23 protein-coding genes are annotated in these 19,906 nt (G+C 48.6%); 3 read left to right on the top strand and 20 right to left on the bottom strand.

The annotated features are described in order from the left end of the window. Position 1: 1 nt before the first annotated feature. From cobM to ACTNDQ_RS12705, 10 genes are all read right to left on the bottom strand, one after another. Entirely contained in the window at positions 2-760 is a 759-nt protein-coding gene (gene cobM, locus ACTNDQ_RS12750) for a precorrin-4 C(11)-methyltransferase (protein ID WP_441064765.1), read from the bottom strand. Between the two features lie 3 nt (positions 761-763). Next, the gene (gene cobI / locus ACTNDQ_RS12745) at positions 764-1,465 is read right to left on the bottom strand and encodes a precorrin-2 C(20)-methyltransferase (protein ID WP_015524809.1); all 702 of its coding nucleotides are present in this window, start codon (positions 1,463-1,465) and stop codon (positions 764-766) included. Between the two features lie 108 nt (positions 1,466-1,573). Further along, on the bottom strand, positions 1,574-2,791 hold the full coding sequence (gene cbiD, locus ACTNDQ_RS12740) for a cobalt-precorrin-5B (C(1))-methyltransferase CbiD (protein WP_441064764.1): 1,218 nt from the start codon (positions 2,789-2,791) through the stop codon (positions 1,574-1,576). Positions 2,792-2,810: 19 nt separating this feature from the next. Further along, a complete protein-coding gene (locus ACTNDQ_RS12735; RefSeq protein WP_441064763.1) occupies positions 2,811-4,151 on the bottom strand; it encodes an MATE family efflux transporter in 1,341 nt (446 codons plus the stop codon). Between the two features lie 219 nt (positions 4,152-4,370). Beyond that, entirely contained in the window at positions 4,371-4,916 is a 546-nt protein-coding gene (locus ACTNDQ_RS12730; RefSeq protein WP_173761296.1) for a Uma2 family endonuclease, read from the bottom strand. A 266-nt stretch (positions 4,917-5,182) separates the two neighbouring features. Then, positions 5,183-5,650, bottom strand: a complete 468-nt coding sequence (locus ACTNDQ_RS12725; protein WP_441064762.1) for a hypothetical protein — start codon at positions 5,648-5,650, stop codon at positions 5,183-5,185. 3 nt (positions 5,651-5,653) lie between these two features. Beyond that, on the bottom strand, positions 5,654-5,881 hold the full coding sequence (locus ACTNDQ_RS12720; RefSeq protein ID WP_441064761.1) for a GNAT family N-acetyltransferase: 228 nt from the start codon (positions 5,879-5,881) through the stop codon (positions 5,654-5,656). After that, on the bottom strand, positions 5,859-6,536 hold the full coding sequence (locus tag ACTNDQ_RS12715; protein ID WP_441064760.1) for a hypothetical protein: 678 nt from the start codon (positions 6,534-6,536) through the stop codon (positions 5,859-5,861). Before ACTNDQ_RS12715 ends, ACTNDQ_RS12720 begins: the two co-directional genes overlap by 23 nt. A 1-nt stretch (position 6,537) precedes the next feature. Further along, positions 6,538-6,921 (bottom strand): SMU1112c/YaeR family gloxylase I-like metalloprotein, encoded by a 384-nt coding sequence (gloA2, locus tag ACTNDQ_RS12710; RefSeq protein WP_441064759.1) that lies wholly within the window; start codon positions 6,919-6,921, stop codon positions 6,538-6,540. Between the two features lie 138 nt (positions 6,922-7,059). After that, on the bottom strand, positions 7,060-7,389 hold the full coding sequence (locus ACTNDQ_RS12705; protein ID WP_441064758.1) for a hypothetical protein: 330 nt from the start codon (positions 7,387-7,389) through the stop codon (positions 7,060-7,062). Between the two features lie 833 nt (positions 7,390-8,222). Between ACTNDQ_RS12705 and ACTNDQ_RS12700 the strand changes: the two genes are divergently transcribed. Beyond that, the gene (locus tag ACTNDQ_RS12700; protein WP_441064757.1) at positions 8,223-9,119 is read left to right on the top strand and encodes an RluA family pseudouridine synthase; all 897 of its coding nucleotides are present in this window, start codon (positions 8,223-8,225) and stop codon (positions 9,117-9,119) included. A gap of 57 nt (positions 9,120-9,176) precedes the next feature. On the opposite strand, the gene ACTNDQ_RS12695 is transcribed toward ACTNDQ_RS12700, so the two are convergent. From ACTNDQ_RS12695 to ACTNDQ_RS12680, 4 genes are all read right to left on the bottom strand, one after another. Then, the gene (locus ACTNDQ_RS12695; RefSeq protein ID WP_092069061.1) at positions 9,177-9,941 is read right to left on the bottom strand and encodes a type III pantothenate kinase; all 765 of its coding nucleotides are present in this window, start codon (positions 9,939-9,941) and stop codon (positions 9,177-9,179) included. Positions 9,942-9,960: 19 nt separating this feature from the next. Further along, positions 9,961-10,599, bottom strand: a complete 639-nt coding sequence (locus ACTNDQ_RS12690) for an ECF transporter S component (RefSeq protein ID WP_059085617.1) — start codon at positions 10,597-10,599, stop codon at positions 9,961-9,963. A 154-nt stretch (positions 10,600-10,753) separates the two neighbouring features. Beyond that, a complete protein-coding gene (gene coaBC / locus ACTNDQ_RS12685; protein ID WP_441064756.1) occupies positions 10,754-11,959 on the bottom strand; it encodes a bifunctional phosphopantothenoylcysteine decarboxylase/phosphopantothenate--cysteine ligase CoaBC in 1,206 nt (401 codons plus the stop codon). A gap of 14 nt (positions 11,960-11,973) precedes the next feature. Further along, the gene (locus ACTNDQ_RS12680; protein WP_441064772.1) at positions 11,974-12,567 is read right to left on the bottom strand and encodes a peptidylprolyl isomerase; all 594 of its coding nucleotides are present in this window, start codon (positions 12,565-12,567) and stop codon (positions 11,974-11,976) included. A gap of 545 nt (positions 12,568-13,112) precedes the next feature. Here ACTNDQ_RS12680 and ACTNDQ_RS12675 point away from each other — a divergent pair. Further along, positions 13,113-13,592, top strand: coding sequence for an S-ribosylhomocysteine lyase (locus tag ACTNDQ_RS12675; RefSeq protein WP_441064755.1), 480 nt, complete (start codon positions 13,113-13,115; stop codon positions 13,590-13,592). Between the two features lie 197 nt (positions 13,593-13,789). On the opposite strand, the gene ACTNDQ_RS12670 is transcribed toward ACTNDQ_RS12675, so the two are convergent. The 3 genes from ACTNDQ_RS12670 to ACTNDQ_RS12660 form a co-directional block, all read right to left on the bottom strand. Then, positions 13,790-14,350, bottom strand: a complete 561-nt coding sequence (locus ACTNDQ_RS12670) for an SH3 domain-containing protein (protein WP_279201501.1) — start codon at positions 14,348-14,350, stop codon at positions 13,790-13,792. A 90-nt stretch (positions 14,351-14,440) separates the two neighbouring features. Further along, positions 14,441-15,445 carry an XdhC family protein gene (locus ACTNDQ_RS12665; RefSeq protein WP_288788080.1) on the bottom strand — a complete coding sequence of 335 codons (1,005 nt, stop codon included), beginning with the start codon at positions 15,443-15,445 and terminating at the stop codon, positions 14,441-14,443. A 32-nt stretch (positions 15,446-15,477) separates the two neighbouring features. After that, complete coding sequence (locus tag ACTNDQ_RS12660) at positions 15,478-16,623, bottom strand: aminotransferase class V-fold PLP-dependent enzyme (protein WP_441064754.1); 1,146 nt, start codon at positions 16,621-16,623, stop codon at positions 15,478-15,480. 80 nt (positions 16,624-16,703) lie between these two features. On the opposite strand from ACTNDQ_RS12660, the gene ACTNDQ_RS12655 reads away from it, so the two are divergent. Next, the gene (locus tag ACTNDQ_RS12655; protein ID WP_441064753.1) at positions 16,704-17,924 is read left to right on the top strand and encodes a dicarboxylate/amino acid:cation symporter; all 1,221 of its coding nucleotides are present in this window, start codon (positions 16,704-16,706) and stop codon (positions 17,922-17,924) included. A 207-nt stretch (positions 17,925-18,131) separates the two neighbouring features. Here ACTNDQ_RS12655 and yedF read toward each other — a convergent pair whose 3' ends face one another. The 3 genes from yedF to ACTNDQ_RS12640 form a co-directional block, all read right to left on the bottom strand. Continuing rightward, entirely contained in the window at positions 18,132-18,743 is a 612-nt protein-coding gene (gene yedF / locus ACTNDQ_RS12650; protein ID WP_288788086.1) for a sulfurtransferase-like selenium metabolism protein YedF, read from the bottom strand. A 118-nt stretch (positions 18,744-18,861) separates the two neighbouring features. Then, positions 18,862-19,053: a hypothetical protein gene (locus ACTNDQ_RS12645; RefSeq protein ID WP_015524771.1), complete on the bottom strand. Its 192-nt coding sequence runs from the start codon at positions 19,051-19,053 to the stop codon at positions 18,862-18,864. 2 nt (positions 19,054-19,055) lie between these two features. Beyond that, complete coding sequence (locus tag ACTNDQ_RS12640) at positions 19,056-19,700, bottom strand: GTP pyrophosphokinase (protein ID WP_015524770.1); 645 nt, start codon at positions 19,698-19,700, stop codon at positions 19,056-19,058. Positions 19,701-19,906 lie beyond the last annotated feature (206 nt).

The following is a 19,906-nucleotide window of genomic DNA, read 5'->3' as shown; positions in this document are numbered from 1 at the left end:
TTTATTTCGTAGCCTCACGGAACTCTGTGGTAAAGCCAGGATCATACAGCTTGGATCTGTCATAGCTTGCAGCATTGACCGCATCACCTACCAGCATAAGCGCTGTTTTTGTGATCTTGTTCTCTTTTGCTGTCTGAGCCAGAGTACCCACTGTACAGATAAACTTCTTCTCATCGGGCCAGGTTGCTTTGTAGACGATGGCAGCCGGTGTGTCCTCACGGTATCCGCCCTCCACCAGTCTGCGGCTCAGCTCCTCCAGCATACCTGTACTGAGGAAAATAACCATAGTCGCATTATGAGCGGCAAAGGACTGAATGCTCTCTTTTGCCGGCACCGGTGTCCTTCCTTCCATTCTTGTGATGATCACACTCTGGGAAATATCCGGAAGTGTATACTCCAGGTTCAGTGCAGATGCAGCTCCGCAGAAGGCACTGACACCCGGGCAGGAATCATAGGGGATTCCCTTTTCATCCAGGATATCCATCTGCTCACGGATCGCACCGTAGATACATGGATCGCCGGTGTGGAGACGAACGGTCATCTTACCGTCAGCCTCTGCTCTCTCCATAACAGAGATCACTTCCTCAAGGGTCATCTTTGCACTGTTATGGATGGTGCACACATCCTTGGAATACTCCAGAAGCTGGGGATTTACAAGAGATCCCGCATAGATGATCACATCTGCCTCTTCCAGATACTGTTTACCTCTTACTGTGATAAGATCCGGTGCTCCCGGACCTGCTCCTACAAAATGTACCATAATCTATTCCTCTCTTCTGTCTTTGTTTTCTTTGATAATGATCAGGGAATAATATCCTGCATCCTCAGGGATCTCCTCCACGGTCCGGTAGATCTTTTCATCCGGCATTCCGCAGTTTTCGATCATCATGGCCTCTGCCCCCTGGGAAAGAAGCTCCGCCTTCACATCCTTCATTTTCTTTCCGGCCTTCATAAGGACCTTGGTACCGGAAAGCTTCAGCGCATCCTCGATCTGATAGGAAGCCGGGATCACGTGAAGAGGCTCTGCCTTCTCCACAAGTCCGGTGTTCAGACGGGCGGAAACTGCACAGAAGGATGTGATGCCACAGACGATCTCCGTCTCATAGCCCTGAGCCACAAGTCTGTGATGGATATAGAGATATGTGGAATACACGGTAGGATCTCCCAGTGTGAGAAATACCACGTCTTTACCCTGGTCCAGGACAGCCTTGACTTTATCTGCTCCTGCATCGTGATAGCTCTTCAGCACCTCAGGATCCTTGGACATCGGAAAAGGAACTGCAAGAAGCTCCTTCTTTCCAAGCTCCGGATAAGCCCCCTCCACGATCTTAAACGCTACCGTATCCTCCGGAACCTGTCCCGGAAGTGCGATCACCTCTGCCTCCTTTACAAGACGAAGTGCTTTTAAGGTAAGAAGCTCCGGATCTCCCGGTCCTACACCTACACCATATAATTTACCTGCCATATTTCTTTCCTCCTAGCTATATTTTCCAGACAGGATAAAACCTGTCTGTTATTTATATCAAATTTTGTCCTGAAATTAAAAAAATTCCATCCGGACCGGGGTTTCCTGTCATGAAATATCATCCACCCCGACTGCCTGCTCCTGTATCTTATGGATCAGCTCCTCTGCATCCCGGGTCTGCCCCAGCAGTCCGTATACATTGGAAAACACCACAGCACCCAAAAGGATCTGCTCATAGGATCTGTGGTCCAGATAAAACTGGATCTTCTCCATGACCACAGCCATAGTCTCTTTCAGGATACCATAGCTGTCAAGAACAGCCAGCGCCTCATCGGTAGTCCCCGCCTCCAGGATCTCTCTGGCACATTCCAGAGAGCCCCCTGCACGGATGGCACTTGCACAGAGAACCTCCATCCTTCCGTCAGCACAGTGGGAATGGGTATTCATGATCCCGGCGGCAACCTTTACAAACTTACCGATATGAGCCACAAAAAGAATGCCCTTTACGCCCATATCAATGGCCATGTCAATGGTCTCTCCTACATAATTGCTGCACTTGATATTGTTCTCAAAGGGAATGGACATATGCTCCCTGAGATAATCCGCACCGTAATTCCCCGGTGTCACCAGGATAAAATCTTCTCCCTGGCAGAAATGCTGCTTCATCTCCACATGGATACTTTCGATCAGAGCCTTCTCACTCATGGGCTCCACGATCCCGCTGGTTCCAAGTATGGAGATCCCGCCAAGAATGCCAAGACGGGGATTAAAGGTTTTCTTCGCGATCTCCTCCCCCTGGGGAACGGATACGGTAAGCTTCAGACCGCCCTCGTAGTCATATTCCTGGGCCGCCTCTTCGGCTTCCCGCAGGATCATGGCTCTGGGAACCGGATTGATCGCCGCTTCCCCCACGTTCTGGGAAAGTCCCGGCTTGGTGACACGCCCCACACCGACCCCTCCGTCCAGGATGATCTGAGGCCGGGATCTCTCTGTTTTCCGTTCCTGCCCGGCCTGTTCTGCCGCTGAAACAGAAAACTTCTCCGCTTTTACATAGACCAGGATCCCGTTGGTGGTATCCGGATCATCCCCTGCATCCTTCTGTACCGCACAGGAGACATAGGTTTCGCCCCGGGTAATATCGTGAAGCTGTAACGTGAGGGTGATCCCCTTTGGGGTATCAAGCTCTACCTCGGAAAGAGTCTCTCCCGAAAGCAGCATCCGGACTGCACCCCTGGCTGCCCCGGCTGCACAGGAGCCTGTTGTGTAGCCATAACGGAGGCGCTTGTTGTTTTTTATGACATACTGGTCTTCCAGTCCATTCTTCATATATACGATGCCCTCCTTTTCAGATTACCTTGTGCTCCAGCCATTTGCGGCTGTGGAAACGCCAGGTAAAAATGATCCCACGAACAGTCCAGTCTGCAAACATTCCGATCCAGACACCCATAGGCCCGAAGCCCAGGACACGGATCAGGAAAACACAGAGACAGAACCTGCACGCCCACATGGTACAACAGGAGGTGATCATGGAAAACTTCACATCACCGGCTGCACGAAGACCATACCCCGGCACGAACGCCATTGTCCATACCACAGGCTTTACGATGGTGATCCATGTGATCATGTGGATGCACATTTCCGCACTGGTACTCTCCATTCCGCCAAGGATCGTCACCGGTCTGACCAAAATATACACGATCAGACAGCTTACGATAATAATTGTCTCTGCAATGACGCAGAGTTTTTTTATGTAATAGACCGCCTCATCCCTGCGGTCGGCACCAAGACACTGGCCTACGATGGTCATCAGGCCCACACCTACTCCGATGGCCGCGATACCATTCAGGTTCTCAAGGATATTGGTCATTGCCTGCGCTGCGATGGCTGCTGTTCCCAGTGTGGAAACCGTAGACTGGATGGCAAGCTTTCCAAGCTGAAACATACTGTTCTCAATTCCCGAAGGAATCCCAAGTCCCAGGATACGTCCGATCATGCTCCAGTCCGGGCGGATCTTCAGGTAATCCTTCACAACGACAGGCTGACGATCCTTACGCAGCTGCCAGAGAACAACCACTGCACAGAAAATACGGGAAACCAGTGTGGAGATCGCCGCTCCTGCAACACCAAGGTGGAAAACCCAGATCAGAACCGCATTTCCGCCAATGTTCATGATATTGGAGATCATGGAGATGGTCATAGGCCCCCTGGTATTCTCCTGGGCACGAAAGATCGAAGCCGCAGAATCATAAGCCGCAATAAAGGGGAATGACAGTGCCGTGAAAAAGAAATAAATTTCCGATGCACGCATAACATCCGCATCCACCGCACCGAAGATCAGCCTCAAAAGCGGCTTCTGAAAGATCAGACAGACTGCAGACACCACTACAGAAATCGCTGTGATGATAAAAAGCACCTGCCTGGCAGACATATTCGCCTTCTCATAATTCCTCTGTCCGATATACTGGGCGCAGACAATGGCGCCTCCCGCTGCCAGCGCCGAAAAAGCCTGGATCAGAAGCACATTGATGGAATCCACCAGCGATACCGCAGAAAGAGCCGCAGATCCTACATTGCTGACCATCATGGTATCTGCGGTTCCCATTATCGAATTCAAAATCTGTTCCAGCACTACCGGCACCAGAAGATTACGGATCATCCGGTTGGTAAACATATGCTGCTGTTCCATTGTTACATCCTCCGCCTCACTTATTTATGACCTGACAAAGCAGAAAAAATCGTCTGTATTTTATCAATCACACTTTCTCTGACATTATACCCTTTTCCCGCTCTTTTTCCAATATATTTTCTGTGTTTTTTGTACAAACTGCAAAATGCCGCAGGCGCGAAACCTGCGGCAGTCTTTGTTTTATATAATCTTCTTTAAGTAATGGCAGCTCATTGGCCCCTACAATTCCATACTTCCGAAATCAATCACAAGTTCTTCATAGATCCCTGCTTTAACAGAATCCTCCAAAGTATACTCATTAATACTTTCGTCACCTGTAAAATTGTATACAATAACACGATCTTTCTCAGGATCAACAATCCAGTATTCTTTTACACCACAGGAACGATATTTCAGAAGTTTTAACAGATAATCCATTTTTTTACTGGATGGTGATACAATCTCTATAATCCAGTCAGGTGCACCATTACATCCTCTGTCATCAAGTTTATGTGGATCACAAATCACTGAGATATCCGGCTCAACATAGGTATTACTTTTCTCATCAAGATAGACAGCAAAAGGAGCTGCATATACCTCACACTTTCCTCTGTGAAAACGAATATATTCACGAATAACACTGGAAAGCTCCATTGAAATTTTTTGATGTCTGCGACTCGGTGGAGCCATCATATACATATGGCCATCAATCAATTCTGCTCTTTCACCCTCTGGTAAAGCATATATATCATCTATAGTATAAATTTCTTCTTTCAATAATAACATACCATCACCTCCCAGTGAGTTATTTCATGACCATATTATAATATAGGTTTTACCTATTCAGCAACTTATTTTTATAAATGCGGAAAATCCCCGACTACTTTTCAGTGGCATCCGTAAAGAGGTAGGAGAATTTTTGCTAAGCTTTGTTAAAACTCTTGCATAATTTCTTCCCGGATGGTATATTATGGCTATGAATTGCGGTGGTCGTCTTCGGACAACACCTTGAAAGAGCCTGATGCGTCGGGCTCTTTTTTCTTTTATCTTTTTTACTTTTTTTCCAGTGTTAGAGCATTCCTCCAACGCTTCATCGCTCTGTACCTCCGCTGCCGTTCAGCTCCAACACTGATCTTATCTGCAGGTGCTGTACCCGGAAAATACACACCCTTTTTGTACGGAAGATATGAAGTAACAGAGGACCTGGACAGGCCAAGAGCATTTGCAGTTGAAAGGACAGCAGCTTTATGATCCTGTGTTTTTCTGAAGTCATCAAAGGTCTCCTGCACCTTCTCCGCCACATCCGATGCATACACACCGGCCGTGATAAGCAGCTTCCGAACCTTGATCGGATTCAGCCCCAGCTCATCTGCAATGGCCTGCAAAGACATTCCCGCTTCATAAAGCACAACAGCCGGATCCATCAGTTCCTTAAGGATCTTCCCGGCATCATACTCCGGCTTAGATTTCCTGCGGCCACCACCAGGCCTTCTTGGTTTATACGCTCTTTCCTCACCCATAGATCACAAAACCAGCTCATACATTTTGAAGGTCATCTCGCCAACCACCTCATAAAAAAGTGTCTTTGTCTGGATATACCGAAAACCCAGTTTCTGATACAGACCTACCGCCGCTGTATTATTCTCGATCACATCAAGCCTCAGCGCTTTTTTTCCGGCTTTTCTTTCCGATCCTACAATGTGCTCCATCAAATTCCGGGCCAGACCCTTACCACGCTGCTCCGGATGCACTGCCAGAATGTCTCTCTACTACTTCTTCTTTTATATTTCCCAGTGCCAAAACTATAGAACTCCATGCCAAACTCTTACTCCTCTCCCGGCGGTCAATCCACAGCTCTTTCGTGTACTCGCCGCTTCTTCCTTTCCTCACCTCATAAGTAAATGGCAATCCGGAGTAAGTTTTGAATTTCACACCAGCATAGGACAGAACCACTCCCCAGAAGTTTTCTTCTGTCGGATCAACCCTCCACCGCTTCATCACTCTGTATCTCCGCTGCCGCTCTGCCCCAACACTGATCTTCTCTTTCTCTGTACTGGGAAAGTACACGCCTTTCTGATATGGTAGGTACGAGGTAACGGAGGCTTTGGAGAGTTGAAGAGTAGAGGATGTTGAGAGGATGGCGGTTTTGTAGTCTTGTGTTTTTCGGTATTCTTCAAAAGTGTTTTTTACTTTCTCCGCCACTTCAGATTCATACACACCAGCCGTGATGAGCAGTTTCCGTACCTTGATGGGGTTTAGAGCCAACGCATCTGCGATGGACTGGAGGGACATCTCAGAATCATAAAGCGCCACAGCACTTTCCATCTGCTCTTTCAGGTTCTTCCCGGCATCGTACTCCGGCTTCAGCTTCTTCCGACCACCGCCTGGTTTTCTTGTTTTCTTCATTTTACTCATGCAGCTCCAACGGCAGTCCGTCCGGGTCATGGAAAAAAGTCATCTTTTTGCCAGTGTAATCATCCACACGGATTGGCTCACATTCAATCCCTATCTCTGCCAGCTCATTCACCGTCTGCTCCACACTCTCTACACAGAAAGCAAGATGACGCAAACCGCAGGCTTCCGGGCGGTTCACACGCTTCGGCGGGTTTTCTTCTGCAAAAATCTCCAGCTCTGTGTGTTCGTTAACACGCAGATCTAGCTTCCAGTCCTTACGCTCTGGACGGTAGTTTTCTCTGATAACAGAGAATCCCAGCTTGTTCACGTAGAAATCTTTTGCGGTTTCGTAGTCAGATACGATGATTGCAATATGATGTATTTTTGATAAGTTCATTTTCTCACGCTCCATTTCTTTAAATTATGTTCTTCTTTTATTTTCGTTATAAACTATACGGCTGCCTTCAAAAAATACCGTGTGAACTCCTGGAGTTCAGTTTGTCCACACGACATTTATTTTTTCTTGGGTTCTTGTTTATTTCAGTTTTTCAAGGATCTCGTCCGCGCTCATGCCACTTGCCAGCAACTTCTTCAGCACAGCCTCTGCCTCGATCTTCTTAGCTTCCTCAGCGGCCTTCGCATCTGCCTTTGCCTTCTTCGCTTCCAGCGTTGCCACTTCTTTTTCGGCCTTCTTCAGAGCAGTCTTCTTCTCCTTCAAATCCGCCTTCAAAGTATCAATGTTGGCGGTGATGGACGCGATCTCGGCTGTGAGTTCTTCCTTTGCGGACTGCTTTTCTGCAATCTGTGTTGCAAAATCTGCAATCACAGTTTTGGGCTTATTCTTGCTACCTTTAGTTCTAGGCATAGGACACAAACCTCTTTCCAAAATTATAATCGTTTAAATCAAGTATTGTGTAGGTATGAGAACAACATAGAAGTCTCTTTTTCTAGTATATCAAAACTATATTCTTTTACAGACGCTTTCTTACCTTCATCACTACACAGTACAATAACCCGCCTAGCACTCCGCCGACTGTGTTATAGAAGATGTCTGATAGCTGAAACGTACCCAAGCGAAGCACTTACTCATATTTCTACTTTTCTCCGGTTTATTGAGTACACCTGTCTTGCTTTTGCAAGCATCGAAGTGTTGTTTTATACTGTCAAACCCCGTCCATGCTCATACCCCATTTTTGCGAAGTGTCGGTTTATACACTCAAAGGGCGTAGGCGCGTATATGTTGTTGAAACTGTATATATCATCCACTTTCAACCATATTTCAACCGTCACAATGAACAAATCATGCAGATTTTTCACCCTCGACACCCCGTCCTTATGTACCTATCATCTCCACGACATTAGTGGTCACAAAAAGTGGTCACTTTTTTCTTGCGTAAATCCGCGTAAAATCAATACTTTTCAAGCTTTTTCCTTTTTCTTTCCAATTATTAGTGGTCAAAATCGTGGTCAACTGTGCCGAAAAAAGCAGCATTTAACAGTGTTTCAAGCTCTTTTTCGCTAATGAAGATAATAAGCGACACAAATCCCATAATCCACGAGCTGCTCAAGGATATTTCCTCTTGTACCAGCTCTTTTTTTATGCCTAATCGACATTTCCATTCCCAAATGCTATACTATACCCGCAGGCCGCGCGATCTGGCTTTTGGCCTGCTAAATTTCAGAAAAGGATTTTTTTCTATGCAGAGAATTATTACCTATACGATCTCAACCGGGGAGTCCGGGGAAAATGTTCTTGGATTTCTTCGGAAAAAGGGTTTTTCCAAACATATATTGACTACTATGAAGCGGGCGGAGCAGGCGATCCTGCTGAACGGACAGCCGGCTTTTGGCAGAACGGTCCTGAGGGATGGGGATGTTCTCCGGATACTTGTTCCGGAAGAGACCGGGGACGGAGCGGAGCCTTCCATTATTCCGGTGCCGCTGCCTCTGGATATCCTGTATGAGGATGAGGATATCCTTGTGCTGAACAAGCCTGCTGATATGCCTGTGCATCCCTCTGCCGGGAACTACGAGAATACCCTTGCCAACGGTGTTGCCTGGTATTATAAGCAGCAGGGGAAGGCTTTTGTCTACCGCTGCATCAACCGGCTGGACAGGGATACCACTGGGGTGCTGGTGCTGGCCAAGAACCCTCTGAGCGGGGCTCTTCTCTCTGCCCAGATGAAGCAGCGCCAGATCCGACGTACCTATCTTGCACTTACTGACGGGATCCCGCCGGAAAAGGGGACGATCTCCGCTCCTGTTGCCAGAATGGATGCTTCTGTGATCACAAGGGAGGTTAATTTTGAGCGTGGGGAGGCTGCCGTGACTCATTATGAGCGTCTTGCAGTCAGCAATGGATATGCTCTTGTGGAGCTGCATCTGGATACGGGGCGGACTCATCAGATCCGGGTGCATATGAAATATATCGGCTGTCCGCTGCCGGGGGATTTTCTGTATCATCCGGTTTTTGACCGGATCGGACGCCAGGCCCTTCATTCCTTCCAGCTGGAATTTGCACACCCCATCACCAGGGAGCCTATGTGCTTCCTGGCGCCTGTGCCTGAGGATTTCCGCAGAGCATTTGCGCAGTAAAAAAATCAGCTGTCCGGTAGGTGTTTCCTGCACCGGCAGCTGATTTTTTTATTGTTTTTATTTATTCTTTTTGTAGATCACAAGGAGTCCCTTGAGCAGAAGGTCCTCATCCAGAATGATTTCTTTCTTACAGTGAGAAATGATCTTTTTTGCAAGACCGCCTGTTGCGATCACGGTTGTTTTCTCACCAAGCTCTTCTTCCACCCGGTCTATGATCCCGTCGATGGCTGCTGCGTTGCTGTAGAGCACGCCGCTTTTCATGCATTCGATGGTATTGCGCCCGATCACATGCTTCGGGGCATCGATGCTGATCCCGCTGAGCTGGGATGCTCTGGCTGTCAGTGCATCCAGGGATATCCCGATGCCAGGAAGGATCATTCCGCCAATGTATTGCTTTTTGCTGTTGACAACCGAAACTGTAGTGGCAGTTCCCATATCGATCACAATAAACGGAACCGGATATTCATTTAATCCTGCCACAGCGTCTGCCACAAGATCCGCGCCCAGCTGTCCGGGGTTGTCCATCATGATGTTCAGACCTGTTTTTACTCCGGGTCCCAGAACCATGACTTCTTTTTTGAGGATCTTTTCTGCTGCCAGCCTGGCAATGTTGGTGATCTGCGGGACTACAGATGAAATGATACAGCCTTCTATGTCTGCCTTTTTGATGTGGTAGATTTCCAGTAAGGTTTTCAGGTCTACGGCATATTCCAGTTCTGTTTTTGTTCTTACGGTAGCAAGTCTCTCGATGAAATATGTTTTCTGATCATCGATGCAGCCCACAACTATGTTGGTATTTCCAATATCAATTGCTAATATCATAATTTTATTTTCCCTGTCTTTATGCTTTTGTCTTCTCACGGCTGATCTGTGCGGATGGGATCAGATGTGCCTTGGAAAGTGCAGCTCCCACTGCTCCTGTGATCACTGTGGAGGAAATCATTTCGCATACTGCGTTGATCCCTACCATGAGACAGCAGCCGATGATGATGTTATGACCGCCCATCAGATTTTTTACATAATCGGTATTTCCGAACAGTCCTACAAGTGCTGCCATGAAGAACAGTGTATTCAGGAATGCGGAAAAGAATCCGGTTACTGCACATGCCACATAGGTATTGCTGACCTTTCGCATGCCTTTAAAAATATATCCGAGGCAGATACCGTCCAGAAGACGTGGGATGAAGCGCTGGATAAAGGCAAATACCGGATTGATACCGAAAAGCACAACTCCCATTGCACTGGAGCCGCCTACTCCGATGCACTGAAGAAAGCTGGTCAGGCCGAAGATCGCACCTGCCACGGCTCCTCCTACGGGTCCAAGGACGACTGCACTGATGGCTACCGGGATCACGTTAAAGGAAATGGCCAGTGGCCCGATGTTCAGATATCCCAGTGGTGTGTAGGCCATCAGCAGAAGGATCGCTGCCATCAGGCCCAGTAATGTAAGCTGCGCTGTTGTAAATCTGTTGTTTTTCATTTCTTCTCCTCCTTGTTACCGTTCCGCTCTGTAAATATTTCCGGAAATACAGCATTTCCCGGCGTTTTCTGCGGATACAATACGGTGATGGAAAGCGGTGATCTTTTTGTTCCGCTTTTCGTTGTTAAAACCGGCTCTCTGACCGGCTCTGTAGCTATGCTTCTGCCTTTGTGGTAAGCAGAAGGATCTTATCCAGGATCTTTAACGCTGCATCCTCCTTGCTCATAAGCGGGAGTGACACTTCTTCATCCTGTGTGATAAGAGTCAGGACATTGGTATCTCCCTGGAATCCGGCGCCTTCTACCTTCAGGTTGTTGGCTGCCACCATATCCAGGTTTTTCTTCTCAAGCTTGGCTCTGGAATTACGGAGCATGTCTCTGGTCTCCATGGAAAATCCGCAGAGGAACTGTCCCTGCTTTTTGTGTTGGCCCAGATATTTCAGAATGTCGTCTGTCCTCTCAAGCTCTATGGAAGCCTGATCGTCTTTTTTCTTAACCTTGTCTTCGCTGACCTGCTTCGGACGGTAGTCTGCCACTGCGGCAGCCTTGATGATGATATCCTGTTCATCACTTAAACCGGTGACTGCCTCGAACATATCTCTGGCAGATGTCACAGGTACGACCTTCACAAAAAGGGGCGGCTCAATGGCAGTAGGTCCGCTTACCAGCGTAACCTCCGCTCCTCTGAGCATGGCCATTTTTGCAATGGCATATCCCATCTTTCCGGATGAATGGTTGGTGAGACAGCGGACCGGATCGATGGCCTCCTGGGTGGGTCCTGCCGTTACCAGGAGCTTTTTGCCGGCAAAGTCTTTCTGGAAGGCGGCTTCCTTCAGGATATATTCCAGAAGGGTTTCCGGCTCCGGCATTTTTCCGGCTCCGGTGTCTCCGCATGCCAGATAGCCGCTGGCCGGTGTGATCACCTCATATCCGTAGGTTTGCAGCTTCCGGATATTGTCCTGCACCACGGGATTCTCATACATGGCGGTATTCATGGCCGGTGCAAGGATCTTCTGACACCTGCAGGCCATTACCGTAGTGGTGAGCATATCGTCCGCAAGGCCGTTGGCCAGCTTTCCGATCACGTTTGCACTGGCCGGTGCGATCATCACAACATCTGCCTTCTTGGCAATGGATACGTGCTCTACCTGGAACTGAAAGTTCCGGTCAAAGGTATCCACCAGGCATTTATTCCCGGTCAGTGTTTCAAATGTGATCGGATTGATAAAGTTCGTTGCATTCTCTGTCATCAGTACATGGACATCTGCATGAAGCTTATGTAATGCACTTGCCAGATATGCGATCTTGTATGCAGCAATACTTCCTGTGATGCCAAGAAGCACTGTTTTCCCTTTCAGCATCCTTGTCCCTCCTGTCAGTCAACCATACGGATACTCTCGATCACCGGCTGCTGATCCTTTGCAATGGTTCCGTTGCCGTCTGTCGGACTGGCATCCTTGCAGATCTGATCTACAATGTCCATCCCGGAGGTCACGTGTCCGAATGCAGCATAGTCGCCGTCCAGATGTGTGGAATCGGACTGTACGATAAAGAACTGAGAGCTTGCGCTGTCCGGATCTGTGCTGCGGGCCATGGAAATGGTTCCTCTTACATGAGAAATATCGTTCTTCACTCCATTGCTGGAAAATTCGCCCTTGATGGTATCCTCAGCTCCGCCGGTTCCGTCTCCGTTTGGATCTCCGCCCTGGATCATAAATCCGTCAATGATCCGGTGGAAGGTCAGACCGTCATAAAAATTGTCCTGTACCAGCTTTACAAAATTTGTGACTGTGATGGGTGCGGTGTCTGCATCCAGCTCTACATCGATCTCGCCATAATCCTTTACGGTGATGGCAGCATGATGGGTTCCTGTCAGCTGCTGGCTGGTATCGATCACAGTTGTTCCTGCCATTTGTGCATCCTCGGAACCATCGGAAAATTCTCCGTCTGCGCTGTCTGTATCCTCTATACTGTCTGCGGAGCTGTCTGCAGAAGCTTCGGTTTCATGTGAAGTGTCCTCTGCATCACCGGAAGCCTCCTGATCATCGGCGCTTTCTTCATGGTCTGAAAAGCCTGCCGCCTCAGCCTCCTCCTCGGATACTGCATTGGCTGCTGTCTCTTCATCTACGCCTGTCTGTCCTTCTGAGGTTTCTTTCTCCAGAGATTCTTCCTTCTGGTCTGCTTTGTCAGAAGTACTGTCTGTGCTTCCGCATCCGGAAAGCATTCCTGCGGTAAGAGCTGTCGCAAATAATACGGCTAAAACCTTACGTTTCATATTTATAAGTCCTCCTTATCAGATCCCGAAAACGCCTGTTCCGGCATTTTCAGGTGAGATTTTCACTCTCCCCCTGTAAGCTTTTCTCAGTTTAACATCATCTTTTCATAAAGTCAACTTTGCACGGAACCAGGTGCAGGATTCCCTTTGTTTTGCCTTGTATCTCTTCCGGTTCTCTGCTAAAATCATGTATGGAGCTTATTATGGGCTCCGTACATATAAGAAAGTGAGGAATCAACATGGAAAAGATCACAAGTTTTACCATTGACCATATCAGGCTTCAGCCTGGCGTATACGTTTCACGTAAGGATCCGGTTGGAGATCAGGTGATCACTACCTTCGATATCCGTATGACTTCTCCCAATGAGGAGCCTGTTATGAACACAGCCGAGCTTCACGCCATGGAGCATCTGGCAGCTACCTTCCTGCGGAACCATAAGGAGTTTGGCCCGAAGGTCATTTACTGGGGTCCTATGGGCTGCCGTACTGGAAATTATCTTCTTCTTAACGGGGATTATGAATCCAGAGATATCGTTCCGCTGATGATCGAGATGTTTGAATTTATCCGCGATTTTGAGGGTGAGATCCCGGGAGCTTCTCCCAAGGACTGCGGAAATTATCTGGATATGAACCTTGGCATGGCAAAATATCTGGCAAAGAAATTCCTGAACGAGGTTCTCTACGATATCAAGCCGGACCATCTTGTTTATCCGGAATGATCTGCGGATACGATCCGCTGGCATGATCCTTGTGTTCTGAACGGACTGGACTATATGCCGAAACAAAAAAACAGGCTGCCTGTATCGATGTTCTTTCATCGGATACAGCTGCCTGTTTTTTATTATAGCAAGGAGATATCTGCAATTGAAGCAGGATCAGGATTTCCCTGATCTGGTCAAAGCCTGTAGTCTGTGCTCTACTGTGCTGCTTCTGCGGTAGTATCTGCTGCCACTGCTCCTACCGGCGGGGTTGTGCTGACGTAATCGCCGGATGCGTAGCAGGTCTGGCCATTATAATCCACACGGATCCATCCATTGTCACAGACACCGGTACACTTCAGGGATTCTCCGGAAAGGACACCTGCCACAAACTCTGCCTCTGCGTTGGCGTCAGAACGTAAATTCACACCCTCCACTGCATAGTAGGTGGCATCCTGAGCCTGTACGTTGATGCCGCTTGGGGTCTGCTCCGTAGCTGCTGTCTGTGCTGCGGGATCTGCTGCCCCGGCTGTGGTGGAGTCTGCCGCCGCCGCTGCTGCTCCTTCTGTCGTGGAATCCGCTGCCGCTGCTGCTCCGTCTGCTGTGGAATCTGCTGCCTCCGGTGTAGGTGTTGCAGTTGCCTTCGGCTTCTCTGTGGGCTCCGGCGTCGGTGTGGAATCTACTACTGTTACCACTGCATCGGTTCCTTCCTCATATCCACAGCCCTGTGCAAGGAAAGCCGCGCCTATTATCAAAGCCATAATACATTTTTTTTTCATTTTACTGGTTCCTCCTTATACGCCGGTAAAAAATTCTCTGCGTCCAATATACACGATTCTGCAATATTATGCAAGCCCTGGCCGGTTCTTTCACATATTTACCGGCTCAAAAAGCACCCGGACAGTTCCGCCGCAGATCATCCCCAGATCTCCTGCCCCCTGTCCCAGCTCGTAAACCTTTGTTTCCGTATTTCGGATATTTACTGCGTGTTTTCCGGCTTCAAACTCCACTTTTCCGCCGCCGATGCTTCCTGCCGTGCTTCCGTCCCGGAATACGAACATCTTGCTCCCGGTTCCTCTTGGTGAGGAGCCCTTCTTCTCGATGATCGTGACCATGGTTCCTGGTGTCCTGCGGCATACTGCTGCCTCCACCTCCTCATCACAGTAGGTGCGGAAATGCCGGTTCTTTTCCTGCACGATCTCTGCCATGATGCTCACGGCGATCTCAGCCGGCATCTGTCCTCCGATGGGAAGTCCGATGGGGGCATGGATCTGATCCAGCTGTTCCTCCGTAAAACCCTCTTTCAGGAGCTTTTCCCTGGTGATCCGCACCTTTGTCCTGCTTCCGATCATTCCGAAATATGCAAAGGGTCTCTTAAGGATTGCTCTTGCACAGGCGGAATCTCCCAGATGGCCTCGTGTCACCACTACATAGTAGGCATTTTCATAAGGAGGGATCCTGTCGGACAGGGTATCAAAATCTCCAAAGATCCTCTCATCTGCCATGGGAAATCTTTCCTCCGTCACAAATTCCTCCCGGTCATCCATGACTGTTACATGAAAGCCCAGCATCCTGCCGATCTCTGCTACCGGAAGAGAAACATGGCCGCCACCCAGTATGATCAGCCTGGGATTCTTCTCGTAGGTTTCCACAAATATCTCCCGGTCTCCGTTTTTCACAACGCCGGTTTCCACAGCTGCTTCCACGGAAGCCTTCAGGAATTCTTCTGCTTCTTTATTTCTTTCTGCTCTCTTCGGATAAAAAAAGCTGCTTTCTTCCAAAAGATATTTCAGCCCGGCATCCTCTCCGTTCAGAAGGATCCCTGTTTTTACACGCCCTCTTTTTTCTACCACATCATATATTGTCTGATACATTCTCTGTGTCCTTTCTGTCCGTCTTACGCTGTTTATTCCGCGGCAAGCTCCTTTACCGCCCCGGCAGCAGTGTCCACCTCTTCTTCCGTATTAAAATAAGAAAAGCTGAAGCGGACGGCTCCTGTTTTTTCGGTTTCCAGTGCTTTGTGCATCAGCGGTGCACAGTGGCCGCCGGCTCTTACACTGATCCCGTACTCTTCATCAAGGACCATGGCCACCTCTGCCGAATCCATCTCTGCAATATTCAGAGTCACCACAGGGGAGCGTTCTTCCCTGGAAAAATCCCCGTACAGGGTGACTCCCGGAATTTCCTTTACCTGGTCATAAAAACGCCACATCAGCTGCTGCTCTCTTTTTCGGATCTGTTCTGTTCCAATTTCGGTAATCCAGCTGATGGCTGCGCCAAGACCTGCGATCCCGTGGCTGTTCAGGGTGCCTGCCTCCAGTGTCTCCGGCATATCCTGCGGATGCTCTCTCTGAAAGGTGAGGACGCCGCTTCCGCCTACCTTCAGAGGCTCCACAGCTACCCCCGGACGGACACAGATGGCTCCTGTGCCCTGTGGGCCCATAAGGCCCTTATGTCCGGAAAAGCAAAGAATATCTATATGATCTTTTTTCATGGAAATCGGAAATACTCCTGCTGTCTGGGCAGCATCCACAATAAAAAGCTTCTGGTGCTTCTGTGCGATCTCACCAATGGCATGGATATCATTGAGATTTCCTGTCAGATTGGAAGCGTGGGTACAGACGATCACCTTCGTCTCCGGACGGATGGCTGCTTCAAGCTCCATAAGGGAGATCCGTCCCTTGCGGTCTGCCGGCAGGATCGTAAGCTTCATGCCCTTTTTTTCCAGGCGGTACAGCGGACGGAGCACACTGTTGTGATCCATCTCCGTACAGATCGCATGGATAGTTTCTTCCTCCGGATGAAGTGTTCCCTGCAGGGCGATATTGAGCGCTTCCGTGTCATTGGATGTAAAGGCCACACATTCCGGTCCCCATACGTCAAACATCTCTGCGATCTGGCATCTTGTATTAAAAATAAGCCTTGAGGCTGCCATTGCTTCGCCGCTGCTGCCCCTTCCGCTGTTTCCTGCATGCTGCATGGCTTCCACCACAGCACGCGGCACACAGTCCGGCTTATGAAAGCTTGTAGCCGCGTTATCCAGATAAATCATTTGACCCTCCTTGAGATTTTTATCAAATACCTTTATAATAAACTCTGGCTTTATTTTATACTATCCGAGGAGGTTTTCCAATGAAAAAAACATCTTTTTTCAACAGTCTGCCATTTAAGCTGCTGGTCGCTGTAATCCTGGGGATCGTAGCAGGTCTTATCCTGAACCGGTACAGCACCAACGGGCTCTCCATGGCAGTTCTTAATATCACAGTTACTATCAAGTACATTCTGGGCCAGCTCATTACCTTCTGCGTGCCGCTGATCGTGCTGGGATTTATCGCTCCGTCCATTACCCGGCTTGGCAAAAATGCTTCGCTGATGCTGGGAGTTGCAGTTGTCCTCGCTTACGGCTCCTCTGTTGGCGCAGCGCTTTTTTCCACAGCCTCCGGCTTTCTGATCATTCCGCATCTGTCCATCCATTCCTATGCTGCAGGACTGAAGCGGCTGCCGGAGGTGATCTTTGAGCTGGAGATCCCGCAGATCATGTCCGTTATGAGTGCTCTTGTTTTTGCAATGATGCTGGGACTTGCCGCCACCTGGACAAAGGCGAAGCTGATCACTGGGCTCCTGGATGAATTTCAGAAAATCGTTCTTTCTCTGGTGGCTCGGATCATCATCCCCATTCTTCCGTTATTTATCGGCACTACCTTCTGCGGCCTTGCCTACGAGGGAACCATCACCAGACAGCTGCCTGTTTTTCTGAAGATCATCGTGCTGGTGCTTGCCGGGCATTTTATCTGGATGGCTCTTCTTTACATCCTTGCAGGCATCTATTCCGGAGAAAATCCTCTGGAGGTTGTCCGCCATTATGGTCCTGCCTATCTGACTGCCGTAGGGACCATGTCCTCTGCAGCCACACTGGCCGTTGCACTGCAGTGTGCCTCCAAGGCAAAACCACTCCGCAAGGATCTGGTCAGCTTCGGGATCCCTCTGTTTGCAAACATCCATCTCTGTGGTTCCGTTCTGACAGAGGTTTTCTTCTGTATGGCGATTTCGAAGATCCTGTACGGTTCCGTTCCAACGCCGGGTACCATGGTTCTGTTCTGCCTTCTTCTGGGCATCTTTGCCATCGGAGCTCCCGGTGTTCCCGGAGGAACCGTCATGGCATCCCTTGGCATCATCACCGGAATACTGAAATTCGACAGCTCCGGCACTGCACTGATGCTTACCATCTTTGCACTGCAGGACAGCTTCGGAACTGCATGCAACGTGACCGGCGACGGCGCACTGACGCTGATGCTTACCGGCTATGCAAAGCGCCATCATATTGAGGAGCAGCAGCTTGATGTGGAATTGTAAGTTCGGAGCTAAGTCAGGCGGATATTTGCGATCCGCTTCGCTGCTTGCTCATAACCGGATATCAAGCGAATATCAACCAGATATCAAAAATGCCGCAGGCTTCAAAATGGCTCTGCGGCATTTCTGTATATTTCTATTTGTTTCTGTCTGCTTCTGTAAGTTTCTATTGTTTCTATATGCTTTTGTTGTTTCTATATATTTTTCTGTTTACGGGCGGATCACTTTTCCTGCTTTTGTGAGCTTTTCAGCTATGGTATACATATTTGTTACGGTTCCCACTGCCGGTTCCTTCAGTCCGTAGAAGTTCACGCAGGTTCCGCAGGTCAGGATCTCGGTTCCCTGCTCCTGTAAGGTCTTAAGGTCTTCGATACATGGTGAATCCTGTGCGGTAAGTCTGGCTCCGCCATTATAAAACAGCATAACTGACGGCGGTGTTTCCAGCTGTGTCAGCGCATACACAAATCCCCTGATCAGGATCCCGCCAAGCTCCGGATCTCCGTCGCCCATTTTATCGGAAGTGATGGCAACGGTATAATCTCCCTGCGGAACAGCCGGTGTGCAGACGATCTCAGGCTCTGCCTGGCTTCTTGCAGCAGGATCAGATTTTACTGTCATATTGATCTCGTAACCACCTTCTGTTTTTCTGGATACGAAGCTGCATCCGGTACTTCCGGCGAGTCTGCTCAAATTGTTTACTGCTGTTTCATTATCTACCAGGATCAAGATCTCGTCTCCCTGCTCTGCCTTGTCAAGGATCTTCTTGGTCATTACAACCGGAATCGGACACTGTTTCCCCATTGCATCTACTGTGTGCTTCATACTCACTCCTCCTGTATTCTGTGATTTTTTAAAATTGCTGTTTTATTATTATTGCTGTTTTATTATAATTACTGTTTTATCATTATTGCTTTTTCGCAGTTTTCTTTTCTTTGATCTTTTATTTCTGCTCCAGCTCATGGGCCTGTTTGAAGATCTCACAGGCGCCTGTGTTTACACATCTTTCATGCGCGCAGTCCATAAAGGTCAGCTTCCTGCTGCTGTCCTCCTGCCGTGTATACTCACAGCAGACGGTTTCGCCCCCGTTCATGGTACGGCAGAAACCGGATATAAATTCCTCTTCGATCTCCATTCCTATCCCTCCGTCGGATTCTCAGTAATCTGGGCAGGTGTGATCTCCTCCAGCATTCCTGTTTCATTGTAGGCTTCAAACTGTTCCTCGATCTTTCCAAGGATATCTGCATACTGACAGAAGGCCTCCGCAAGCTCATCCCTGTGTTCCGGAAGCTTCTTGTAACAGACACGGTGCTCCATGCTTGCCCAGAGATCCATGGTCATCGTCCTCAGCTGGATCTCCACCGGAAAATACTCCATGGTATCCAGATAATACACCGGAACTGCGATGATCACGTGAAAGCTGCGGTATCCGTTAGGCTTGGGATTCTGTATGTAATCCTTTTCCCTGATAAAGATCAGCTCACTCTGCCGCTTCAGCGCATTTACAAGATTGTATATATCATCAATAAAGTAGCAGATCACACGGATCCCGGCGATATCCCGGAGATGATCCTTGGCGTTCTGCACACTGTCCGAATGTCCCAGCTTCTCCAGCTTCTTTTCGATGCTCTTCTTGGATTTGATCCGTTCCTGGATATTGTGGATCGGAGATACGGAAGACTTCTGATACAGGCTTCCGTTGAGCACCTCAAGCTTGGCGCGCATGATCTGACATGCGTTCTGGTATGGCTGGATACAATCGTAATACTGTTCGTTTGTCATGAAAAACCCTCTTTCGCGTTTGCTCAGAATATACTTTTATCTTACCGGACAAATGTGAGCAATCTGTAGTGATTTCCTAAGATTTTCCTGACAATTTTATTAAAAATCTATAAAGCCGTTACTGAAAACTTATAAAAAGTTATAAACTTCTATGTTTCATTCCTACTTCAACGAGTATGCTTTTGATGATATAAATATCTATCTAC

The sequence above is a fragment of the Blautia massiliensis (ex Liu et al. 2021) genome, from assembly GCF_052064225.1.
Classification (GTDB): domain Bacteria; phylum Bacillota; class Clostridia; order Lachnospirales; family Lachnospiraceae; genus Blautia_A; species Blautia_A fusiformis.
Note: the sequence above shows the minus strand (reverse complement) of the source record. Positions and strands in the feature narration are given on the sequence as shown.

Excerpts from the sequence above, each read along its gene's own strand:
- cobM (WP_441064765.1), bottom strand. The coding sequence starts at position 760 with ATGGTACATTTTGTAGGAGCAGGTCCGGGAGCACCGGATCTTATCACA.
- cobI (WP_015524809.1), bottom strand. The coding sequence starts at position 1,465 with ATGGCAGGTAAATTATATGGTGTAGGTGTAGGACCGGGAGATCCGGAG.
- cbiD (WP_441064764.1), bottom strand. The coding sequence starts at position 2,791 with ATGAAGAATGGACTGGAAGACCAGTATGTCATAAAAAACAACAAGCGC.
- ACTNDQ_RS12735 (WP_441064763.1), bottom strand. The coding sequence starts at position 4,151 with ATGGAACAGCAGCATATGTTTACCAACCGGATGATCCGTAATCTTCTG.
- ACTNDQ_RS12730 (WP_173761296.1), bottom strand. The coding sequence starts at position 4,916 with ATGTTATTATTGAAAGAAGAAATTTATACTATAGATGATATATATGCT.
- ACTNDQ_RS12725 (WP_441064762.1), bottom strand. The coding sequence starts at position 5,650 with ATGGGTGAGGAAAGAGCGTATAAACCAAGAAGGCCTGGTGGTGGCCGC.
- ACTNDQ_RS12715 (WP_441064760.1), bottom strand. The coding sequence starts at position 6,536 with ATGAAGAAAACAAGAAAACCAGGCGGTGGTCGGAAGAAGCTGAAGCCG.
- gloA2 (WP_441064759.1), bottom strand. The coding sequence starts at position 6,921 with ATGAACTTATCAAAAATACATCATATTGCAATCATCGTATCTGACTAC.
- ACTNDQ_RS12705 (WP_441064758.1), bottom strand. The coding sequence starts at position 7,389 with ATGCCTAGAACTAAAGGTAGCAAGAATAAGCCCAAAACTGTGATTGCA.
- ACTNDQ_RS12700 (WP_441064757.1), top strand. The coding sequence starts at position 8,223 with ATGCAGAGAATTATTACCTATACGATCTCAACCGGGGAGTCCGGGGAA.
- ACTNDQ_RS12695 (WP_092069061.1), bottom strand. The coding sequence starts at position 9,941 with ATGATATTAGCAATTGATATTGGAAATACCAACATAGTTGTGGGCTGC.
- ACTNDQ_RS12690 (WP_059085617.1), bottom strand. The coding sequence starts at position 10,599 with ATGAAAAACAACAGATTTACAACAGCGCAGCTTACATTACTGGGCCTG.
- coaBC (WP_441064756.1), bottom strand. The coding sequence starts at position 11,959 with ATGCTGAAAGGGAAAACAGTGCTTCTTGGCATCACAGGAAGTATTGCT.
- ACTNDQ_RS12675 (WP_441064755.1), top strand. The coding sequence starts at position 13,113 with ATGGAAAAGATCACAAGTTTTACCATTGACCATATCAGGCTTCAGCCT.
- ACTNDQ_RS12670 (WP_279201501.1), bottom strand. The coding sequence starts at position 14,350 with ATGAAAAAAAAATGTATTATGGCTTTGATAATAGGCGCGGCTTTCCTT.
- ACTNDQ_RS12665 (WP_288788080.1), bottom strand. The coding sequence starts at position 15,445 with ATGTATCAGACAATATATGATGTGGTAGAAAAAAGAGGGCGTGTAAAA.
- ACTNDQ_RS12660 (WP_441064754.1), bottom strand. The coding sequence starts at position 16,623 with ATGATTTATCTGGATAACGCGGCTACAAGCTTTCATAAGCCGGACTGT.
- ACTNDQ_RS12655 (WP_441064753.1), top strand. The coding sequence starts at position 16,704 with ATGAAAAAAACATCTTTTTTCAACAGTCTGCCATTTAAGCTGCTGGTC.
- yedF (WP_288788086.1), bottom strand. The coding sequence starts at position 18,743 with ATGAAGCACACAGTAGATGCAATGGGGAAACAGTGTCCGATTCCGGTT.
- ACTNDQ_RS12645 (WP_015524771.1), bottom strand. The coding sequence starts at position 19,053 with ATGGAGATCGAAGAGGAATTTATATCCGGTTTCTGCCGTACCATGAAC.
- ACTNDQ_RS12640 (WP_015524770.1), bottom strand. The coding sequence starts at position 19,700 with ATGACAAACGAACAGTATTACGATTGTATCCAGCCATACCAGAACGCA.